The 8,689-nt window shown below is 70.6% G+C and carries 7 protein-coding genes and 2 pseudogenes; 3 read left to right on the top strand and 6 right to left on the bottom strand.

The features are described 5' to 3' along the window. A partial coding sequence (locus A5705_RS28720; protein ID WP_231982525.1) for a DUF2561 family protein occupies positions 1-52 on the bottom strand: 52 nt, incomplete at its 3' end. Between A5705_RS28720 and A5705_RS27435 the strand changes: the two are divergent. Both A5705_RS27435 and A5705_RS20335 read left to right on the top strand, forming a co-directional pair. Continuing rightward, a pseudogene (locus A5705_RS27435) lies at positions 37-438 on the top strand (MmpS family transport accessory protein); the annotation flags it as partial. The gene A5705_RS28720 and the pseudogene A5705_RS27435 overlap by 16 nt on opposite strands. Then, positions 438-1,082, top strand: a complete 645-nt coding sequence (locus A5705_RS20335; protein ID WP_068279546.1) for a DUF2561 family protein — start codon at positions 438-440, stop codon at positions 1,080-1,082. The pseudogene A5705_RS27435 and the gene A5705_RS20335, both read left to right, overlap by 1 nt. 115 nt (positions 1,083-1,197) lie before the next feature. On the opposite strand, the gene A5705_RS20330 is transcribed toward A5705_RS20335, so the two are convergent. Genes A5705_RS20330 through A5705_RS20315 form a run of 4 tightly spaced genes read right to left on the bottom strand, consistent with a single transcriptional unit; the run spans position 1,198 to position 5,591 of the window. Beyond that, complete coding sequence (locus A5705_RS20330; protein WP_068279558.1) at positions 1,198-2,886, bottom strand: cytochrome bc complex cytochrome b subunit; 1,689 nt, start codon at positions 2,884-2,886, stop codon at positions 1,198-1,200. Continuing rightward, positions 2,883-4,091 (bottom strand): ubiquinol-cytochrome c reductase iron-sulfur subunit, encoded by a 1,209-nt coding sequence (locus A5705_RS20325; protein ID WP_068279543.1) that lies wholly within the window; start codon positions 4,089-4,091, stop codon positions 2,883-2,885. Before A5705_RS20325 ends, A5705_RS20330 begins: the two co-directional genes overlap by 4 nt. Continuing rightward, on the bottom strand, positions 4,088-4,954 hold the full coding sequence (locus A5705_RS20320; RefSeq protein WP_068279541.1) for a c-type cytochrome: 867 nt from the start codon (positions 4,952-4,954) through the stop codon (positions 4,088-4,090). Before A5705_RS20320 ends, A5705_RS20325 begins: the two co-directional genes overlap by 4 nt. 25 nt (positions 4,955-4,979) lie before the next feature. Continuing rightward, positions 4,980-5,591, bottom strand: a complete 612-nt coding sequence (locus tag A5705_RS20315) for a heme-copper oxidase subunit III (protein WP_067883377.1) — start codon at positions 5,589-5,591, stop codon at positions 4,980-4,982. 138 nt (positions 5,592-5,729) lie between these two features. On the opposite strand from A5705_RS20315, the gene trpD reads away from it, so the two are divergent. Continuing rightward, positions 5,730-6,821 carry an anthranilate phosphoribosyltransferase gene (gene trpD, locus A5705_RS27430; protein ID WP_156763172.1) on the top strand — a complete coding sequence of 364 codons (1,092 nt, stop codon included), beginning with the start codon at positions 5,730-5,732 and terminating at the stop codon, positions 6,819-6,821. Here trpD and A5705_RS20310 read toward each other — a convergent pair. After that, a pseudogene (locus A5705_RS20310) lies at positions 6,759-8,609 on the bottom strand (DEDD exonuclease domain-containing protein); the annotation flags it as partial. The gene trpD and the pseudogene A5705_RS20310 sit on opposite strands and share 63 nt — an antisense overlap. Between the last annotated feature and the right edge of the window lie 80 nt (positions 8,610-8,689).

The following is an 8,689-nucleotide window of genomic DNA, read 5'->3' as shown; positions in this document are numbered from 1 at the left end:
CGTCCATGGTGCCGGTCAGAATGACGGTGCCGCGCAACCACACCCGATCCACCGCGGCGCCCGACCACTCCGTCGCCGGCTCCGCCGCCCCCGCCGGCGCCGGCCCCGCCGCCGGCCACCTCGACCGCGGCGGCACCGCCCCCGGCCACCACGACGACACCCGCCGGGCCGCGGCAGGTCACCTATTCGGTGACCGGCACCAAGGCTCCGGGTGACATCATCTCGGTGACGTACGTCGACGCGTCCGGCCGGTCCCGCACCCAGCACAACGTGTACATCCCGTGGTCGATGACCGTGACACCGATCTCCACGTCCGACGTCGGATCGGTCCAGGCATCCAGCCTGTTCCGGGTCAGCCGGCTCAATTGCTCGATCACCACCAGCGACGGAACGGTGCTGTCGTCGAACAACAGCGACGCACCGCAGACGAGCTGCTGATGGTCAGCAGGTATTCGGCCTACCGGCGTGGTTCGGACAGCATCCCGCCCGACGTCATCGACCGCCTCCTGCTCGGCGCCTGCGCGGCCGTCTGGCTGGTGTTGCTGGGCGTCAGCGTGGCGGCCGCCGTCGCCCTGGTGGATCTCGGCCGGGGCTTCCACAAGACGCCCGGCGGCTCGCACACCTCGTGGGTGTTGTACGCCGTCATCGCGATTTCCGCGCTGATCATCGCCGGGGCGATCCCGCTGCTGCTGCGGGCGCGCCGCATGGGCCTGATCGAGCCGGCGACCCGGCCCGGCGCGGGTGCCGGGCGCACGCCGCACCGGCCCCCGGTGCGCCTGATGGCCCCCGCGCCGCGCACCGCGGCCGAGCGGGCGCGCCAGCCGCGGATGCAGGCGGCGGAGCCGGCGACGGAGTGGTCGGGCGCCGCGGTGGATCGGGTGTGGTTGCGCGGCACCGTCATTCTGACCGGCACCATGGGCGCCGCCCTGATTGCGGCCGCCGCGGCGACGTACCTGATGGCCGTCGGTCACGACGGCCCATCCTGGGTGGGCTACGCGGTGGCCGGGGTCGTCACCGCGGCGATGCCGGTGGTGGAATGGCTGCACATCCGCCAGTTACGCGACCTGCGGGACGCGCGCTAGGCGCACAAACTCCCTCGGTTCTCCTGGGGCCGCGACACATAAACCTCGGCGAGGACACGCCCAAAATGCGCCGCAAGAGTTGATGTCTCGCGGCGCACTCTTGGCTTGGTGCGGTTCAGTGCTCGTCGTGTTCGCCGTTGGGGGAGCCGACGATGCTCTCCTGGTATTCGCGCAGCGCGGTCAGCTCGCGGTGCTCGGCGGCATGCTCCGCCTCGCGCAACGCGGCGTCCTCGGACGGCGGGTCGGCGAACAGGAAGCTGCCGCTGCCGGGCGAGCCGGCGGAGCCCAGCTTGTTCATCCGCTTGGGAACCGGGGCGCCCTCATACTCCAGCGGAATCGCGTGACCGTGCGCGTCGACGGGGCCGAGCGGCTGGTGCAGCTCGATGTAGGCGCCGTGCGGCAGCCGCTTGATGATGCCGGTCTCGATGCCGTGCTCGAGCACCTCGCGGTCGCTGCGCTGCAGCCCGATGCACCACCGGTAGGCGATGAAGTAGACGAACGGCGGCAGGATCACCATCCCGATGCGCCCGATCCACGTCGTCGCGTTCAGCGAGATGTCGAACTTGAACGCGATGATGTCGTTCATCGCCGCGAGGGTGAGCACCATGTAGAAGGCGATCGCCATCGCGCCGATCGAGGTGCGCACCGGCACGTCGCGCGGCCGCTGCAGCAAGTTGTGGTGCGCGTAGTCGCCGGAGAACCGCTTCTCCAGGAACGGGTAGATGATCAGCAGGATGAAGATCAGGCCCATCAGCAGCGCGACCCAGACCGGGGCCGGAATGGTGTGGTGCCAGAAGTAGAACTCCCACGGCGGCCAGATACGGGCCAGGCCCTCCGTCCACATCATGTAGAAGTCCGGCTGCGAGCCCGCCGACACGTGAGACGGCTTGTAGGGGCCCAGGTTCCAGATCGGGTTGATCTGCAGCAGCCCGCCCATCAGGCCGAGCACACCGACGATCGCGGCGAAGAACGCGCCGGACTTGACCGCGAAGATCGGCATCACCCGCACGCCGACCACGTTGTGCTCGGTGCGGCCGGGCCCGGGGAACTGGGTGTGCTTCTGGAACCACACGAACGCCAGGTGCAGCCCGATCAGCGCCAGGATGATCCCCGGCAGCAGCAGGATGTGCAGGGCGTACATGCGCGGGATGATGGCGCCCACGGTCGCGCATTCGTTGCCGATGCCACCGCAGGGGAAGTCGCCGCCGAACAGCGCCCAGTGCAGCCAGGTGCCGATCACCGGCATTCCCAACGTGATCGAGGACAGGGCGGCGCGCAGCCCGATGCCGGACAGCAGGTCGTCGGGCAGCGAGTAGCCGAAGTAGCCCTCGAACATGGCGAGGATCAGCAGCAGCGAACCGATCACCCAGTTGGCCTCACGGGGTCGGCGGAACGCGCCGGTGAAGAAGATCCGCGCCAGGTGCACCATGATCGATGCGGCGAAAAGCAAAGCGGCCCAGTGGTGTACCTGGCGCACGAACAGCCCGCCGCGCACCTCGAACGAGATGTCCAGGGTCGAGGCGAAGGCCTTGGACATGTCGACGCCGCGCAACGGTTGGTAGGCGCCGTTGTAGGTGACCTCGGCCATCGACGGGTCGAAGAACAGCGTCAGGTAAACGCCGGTGAGCAGCAGCACGATGAAGCTGTACATCGCGATCTCGCCCAGCAGGAACGACCAGTGGGTGGGAAACACCTTGTTGAGTTGCCTGCGCACCGCCGCCGACGGGTGGTAGCGCGTATCGATGTCCTCGCCTTGGCGGGCCAGGACGTCACCGATCTTCGGGGGACTCAGTTTGGGGCTCATGTCGTCGTCCTCTCCCAAAATGCCGGTCCGACGGGCTCGATGAAGTCGCCGTTGGCGACCAGGTACCCGTTGGAGTCGATCGTGATGGGCAGTTGCGCCAACGCACGCGCCGCGGGGCCGAAGATCGGCTTGGCGAAGTGCAGGGCGTCGAACTGCGACTGGTGGCAGGGGCACAAGATCCGGTAGGTCTGCTGCTCATACAGCGACGCGGGACAGCCCAGGTGCGAGCAGACCTTGGTGTAGGCGAAGAACTCGCCCCAGTTGAAGCTCTCCTGGCCCTGGCGCTTGACCATCCGCGACATGTCGCTGGGCCGGATCCGGATGAGCATCACGGGATTTCGGACGCCCTGGTTGATCGCGCGGAGCTTCTCCTGCGATTCCGGGGTGGTGCCGTCCCCGTCGGACTCCCGCCACGGGAAGACGGTCTCCATGCCGCCGGCGTCGAGGTCCTCGGGGCGCATCTTGATGAACGGCGAGGAGCCGGCCGAACCGGTGGCACGCGCCAGGAAGATGGTCTCGCCCTTGTAGCGCGGGGTCCACCCGGACGTCCACAGCACGGCCTTCTTGCCGTCCGCGGTCGGCACCACCGGCTTCCACGGGTTTTTGATCAGGCCGCCGGCAAACGCCACCAGGGTGGACAGCCCGAACGCGCCCAGCCCCACGCCCAGCGACAGGCCGACCAGCTTGCGCCGCCCGATCGTCGAGCCCTGGTACGCGTCGGCCAGGTTGGCCACCACCGTCTTGCGGTCGATGTCGCGTGAGGCGCCGTCATGGCGCTCCTGGATCGAAAGCTCTTCGGGGATAAACCTTTTCTGGTACAGGATCGCGCCGATCGCGATGCACAGGATCGACATGCCGAAGGTCAGGCCGTACAGCGGGGTGGCCAGCGTGTACAGCAGGCTGCCCGGGGCGTCCTTCGGCTTGTACTCCCACGGCCAGAACAGGAAGACCAGCAGCAGCGCCACCCCGAAGAAGCCGCCCAGCAAAAGCCAGCGGGCCACGGAGCGCTCGGCGCGCTTCTCGGCCTTGGTGCCCTCGACCGGCCAGCGCGTCTCCTTGTAGACCGTCTCGACGCCGTCGATCTTGCCGCCCAGGGCCACCAGTTCCTGCTGCGACATCGCGGCCAGCGCGGCGTCGCTGGGCTCGTGGGGTGCCCCCGGTCCGCCCTTGTCGGTGTCCGAGCCGCGCACGTCTTGCTCGCTCATGATGCTCGCGCCCCAATCCACAGTGCCAGCCCGATGGCGGCCACCATCCCGATGATCCACGCGGCCATGCCCTCGGGCGCGGGTCCGAAGCCACCCAGGCCGTAGCCGCCCGGCTGCCGCTCCTCGGTGACGGTCTTCACGTACGCGATGATGTCCTTCTTGGCGTCGAAGGACAGCTGGCGGTCGGAGAACTTCGGCATGCTCTCGGGTCCGGTCAGCATCGCGGTCAGGATCTGCTGCTCGTTGGCTTCGCCCAGGTCGGGCGCGTACTTACCCGACGACAGGGCCCCGCCCTTCCCGGTGAAGTTGTGGCACGACGAGCAGTTCAGCCGGAACAGGTCGCCGCCGCGGCCGACGTCGTCACCGCGCAGCGAGTGCATCGCCAGGCTGCCGTCGGGGTTGCGCACGGTGGTGGGGCCGCCGCCGTTGGCCTGCACGTAGGCGCCGATCGCGTCGATCTGAGCTTCGTCGAAGATCGGCTCCTTGCGCGGAGCCTGGGCGGCGCCGGCCATCACCGGCATGCGGCCGGTGGACACCTGGAAGTAGACGGCCGCCTCGCCGACGCCGATCAGGCTGGGGCCGTGGTCGGCCACGCCCTGCAGGTTGGCGCCGTGGCAGGACACGCAGGACGTGTCGAAAAGCTGCTTGCCGGTGCGCAGGATCGCCGAGGAGTTCTCGTCGGCGACGGCCACCTGTGGCGTGGGGGTGAGGACGGCGGCCAGGCCGCCGGCCACGGTCAGGGCGATCAGCAGCAGCAACCCGCCCGACAACCGCCGCCGCAGGCGCCGTCGCGAGCGGTCGTTGTGCCCTTTTCGCGGCTGGCCACGCCGGGCACCGTTTCGGGTAGACCCCAGTTTCTTCAACCGAGCACTCCTGTCCTTCGCCTGGTCAGCGGATGAAATAGATCACGGTGAACAGCGCGATCCACACGATGTCGACGAAATGCCAGTAGTAGGAGACGACGATGCTGGCCGTCGCCTGCGCCGGCGTGAACTTGCTCATCGCGGTGCGGGCCAGCAGGAAGATGAAGGCGATCAGCCCGCCGGTGACGTGCAGGCCGTGGAAGCCGGTGGCCAGGTAGAACACCGTGCCGTAGGCGCTGCCGGGGATCGTCGTCCCGTGCGACACCAGGTGGTAGTACTCGTACGCCTGGCCGAGGACGAAGAACAGGCCCATCAGGAAGGTGATCACATACCAGCGGCGCAGCCCGAACACGTCGCCGCGCTCGGCCGCGAACACGCCCATCTGGCAGGTGAACGACGACGCGATCAGCACCAGCGTCACCGGCACGGCCTGATAGAGGTTCAGCTCGGTCGGCGGCGGCGGCCATTTGCCGCCCGCCTGAGCCCGCGCCGTGAAGTACATCGCGAACAGGCCAGCAAAGAACATGAGTTCGCTGGACAGCCACACTATGGTGCCGACAGCGACCATGTTCGGCCGATTCAGCGAATGCACTCGCGACGTGATCGCAGTACCCGAGGTCCCCACAGCGCTGGTCACATCCGCAAGTATGACGCTTTGTAGTTGTCGAACTCTACCCGGGTCCGAAATTTCTCGAATCGGCGTTCCGCCCGCCCCCACCGGCGCGCTTGGAGCAACGGTTGGGCGGGCGGCTGACCCTCGTGGGACCATCGGCGCGTGGCCGCGTCGCCTGAAGCCCGCCCTCCCCGGGGCGCCCCCGGGGAGTCGCCGTCGTGGCCGCAGGTGCTCGGCCGCCTGACGGGCGGTCAGGAACTGGGGCAGGGCCAGGCCGCCTGGGCCATGGACGAGATCATGGCCGGCGCGGCCGGCCCGGCCCAGATCGCCGCCTTCGCGGTGGCGATGACGATGAAGGTGCCCAGCGCGGCCGAGGTGAGCGAGCTGGCCGACGTGATGCTGCGCCACGCCCGCCCGATGCCCGCGGGCGCGGTCCCGGACGACGCCGTCGACATCGTCGGCACCGGCGGCGACGGCGTCAACACGGTCAACCTGTCCACCATGGCCGCGATCGTGGTGGCCGCCGCGGGGGTGCCGGTGGTCAAGCATGGCAACCGGGCGTCGTCGTCGCTGTCCGGGGGCGCCGACACGCTCGAGGCGCTCGGGGTGCGCATCGACCTCGAGCCCGACCAGGTCGCGCGGAGCCTCGCCGAGACCGGGATCGGGTTCTGCTTCGCGCCGCTGTTCCACCCGTCGTACCGGCACACATCCGCGGTGCGCCGCGAGCTCGGGGTGCCCACCGTGTTCAATCTCCTTGGGCCGCTTACCAATCCGGCTCGGCCGCGGGCGGGCCTGATCGGCTGCGCGTTCGCCGGCCTCGCCGAGGTGATGGCCGGTGTGTTCGCGGCACGCCGGTCCAGCGTGCTGGTGGTGCACGGCGACGACGGGCTCGACGAGCTGACCACCACGACCACCAGCACGATCTGGCGGGTGCAGGCCGGCACGGTGGACCGGCTGACGTTCGATCCGGCCGGATTCGGGTTCGCCCGGGCCGAGCTGCACGAGCTGCTGGGCGGCGACGCGCAGGCCAACGCGGCGGAGGCGCGCGCGGTGCTGGCCGGGGCCAAGGGCCCGGTCCGCGATGCGGTGGTGCTCAACGCCGCCGGGGCGATCGTCGCGCACGCCGGCCTATCCAGCCGTGCTGAATGGCTGCCGGCCTGGGAGGACGGGCTGCGGCGCGCCTGCGCGGCCATCGACTCCGGAGCGGCCGAACACCTGCTCGCGCGATGGGTGCGGTTCGGCCAGCAGCTCTGAGCCCCCCTGCGCCGGATCCTGTTGCCAGGCCAGCCGCGCCGAACGCGCCAGGGCCGCCCACGCCGACCAGGCGCCGGCCGACCGCAGCGGGGTGCTCCACCCGGCATCGTCAACGCCGGCCACCCGCACGATGCGCACCCCTGGGGTGGCCAGCCACCGCGCGACGAGCGCGGTCTCCTCGACCAGCGCGCCGCCCAGCGGGGCCGCCGTCGGCAGGATCGTCTGCGCGCCGGCCCGAAGGGCGTCGACCACCGGCATCGGGGGCACCCCGCGCCTGGCGGCCCCGGCCGCGGCGAGTTGGCCGTAGCGGATCACGGTGAGGTGGTAGCCGCCCTGACCATCGGGCGCGGCGGCGATCAGCTCGGGCACCGCGGCCAGCGACCGCAGCCGCTGGCCGCGCCACAGCGTCTCGATGGCGGTGGCGGTGCGGTCGCGCAGGCGCGCGGCGCTCTCGAAGTGGCGTTGCTCGGCAAGCGAGGCGACGTGGCGCACGGCGGCGGCCAGCGCGGCGTTGTCCAGCCCGTCGATCAGCGCCCCGGCCCCCGCCACGGCCGCCGCGTACCGGGTGGCGGTGACACCCCGGGCGGCCGGGCACGGCGACACCTCGACCTCCGGGCAGGCCGGTCCGTGCAGGGCCGAACGGCCCAGCCGCGCGGTGCACGTCCGCAGGCCGGTGAACCGCGCCAGCAGCGCCGCCGTGTCGATCGCATCGGTGCGGGACCGGAACGGGCCGACGGCGCGGTCGTGCCGCGGAGCCCGGATCGCCGACAGCCGCGGGAATGGCTCGTCGCTCAGCACCAGCCACCACCACCGCTGCGGGAACCTCGACCGCCGGTTGTAGGGCGGGGCGTGCGCGGCCAGCAACCGCAGCTCCCGCACGCCGGCCTCCAGCGCATGCGCGCACTCGACATGGTCGACCGCGCCGGCCAGCGTGACCATCTCCTTCATCCGGCCGCGGGGATCCGCGCCGGTGAAGTACTGGCCGACCCGGCGCCGCAGGTCGACGGCGGTCCCGACATAGAGCACTTCACCCGCCGGACCGCGGAACAGGTACACGCCGGGCCGGTGCGGAAGGCCTTCCGCGAGAACGCGTTTGCTGCGCTGGGCGGGCGTCACGTCGGGCAGATACGAGCGCAGGTCGGCATAGGTGTGCACGCCCTGGTTGCCCACTCGCTCGATGAGCGCGTGCAGGACGTCGACGGTCGCCCGGGCGTCGTCGAGCGCGCGGTGCGTCGGTTGGGTGGCCACCGCGAACAGCCGCGCCAGGGCGGCCAGCCGCACGCTGGGGGCCTCCTCGCGGCCGAGCACCCGGCGGGCCAGGCGCACGGTGCACAGCACCTGGGGACGGGGCCAGGGGATGGCGCAGCGCTGCGCGGCGGCCCGCAGGAACCCCACGTCGAACCCGGCGTTGTGGGCCACGAGCACCGCCCCGTGGTCCAGGCCGGCGAACTCGAAAAACATCGGCAGCACGGCGTCGATGGTCGGGGCGTCGCACACCATCGCCGTGGTGATCCCGGTGAGCCGCACGATCTGGGGCGGGATGGCGCGCTGCGGGTCCACGAGGGTGGCGAACTCGCCGAGCACGACGCCGCCGCGCACTTTGACCGCCCCGATCTCGGTGATGGCGTCGCACGGTCCGCCGTCGGCGCTCTTGGTGCGTCCGCCGGTGGTCTCCAGGTCCACGACGACGAAAGTGGTTTCGCGCAACGGGATTTCGTCGATCGGGGTGGCGGCCGAGTGCCAGCGCGCTCCCAAGTCGGCGAAACTCAGCTGAGCCGCACCACTCATGGCGGAGAGGTTAGGCACTCGCACCGACAGCGGTCTGCTTCCCACGCCGGGCGGATCGACGGCGGATTCGATGTCGGTGC

The organism is Mycobacterium sp. E787 (genome assembly GCF_001668725.1).
Lineage (GTDB): Bacteria > Actinomycetota > Actinomycetes > Mycobacteriales > Mycobacteriaceae > Mycobacterium.
The sequence above is the reverse complement of the archived record's forward strand: the minus strand, read 5'-3'. Positions and strand labels throughout refer to the sequence as shown.

What these genes read in the sequence shown, in the direction of transcription:
- A5705_RS20325 (WP_068279543.1), bottom strand. Translation starts at nt 4,091, where the DNA reads ATGAGCGAGCAAGACGTGCGCGGCTCGGACACCGACAAGGGCGGACCG.
- A5705_RS20335 (WP_068279546.1), top strand. Translation starts at nt 438, where the DNA reads ATGGTCAGCAGGTATTCGGCCTACCGGCGTGGTTCGGACAGCATCCCG.
- A5705_RS20330 (WP_068279558.1), bottom strand. Translation starts at nt 2,886, where the DNA reads ATGAGCCCCAAACTGAGTCCCCCGAAGATCGGTGACGTCCTGGCCCGC.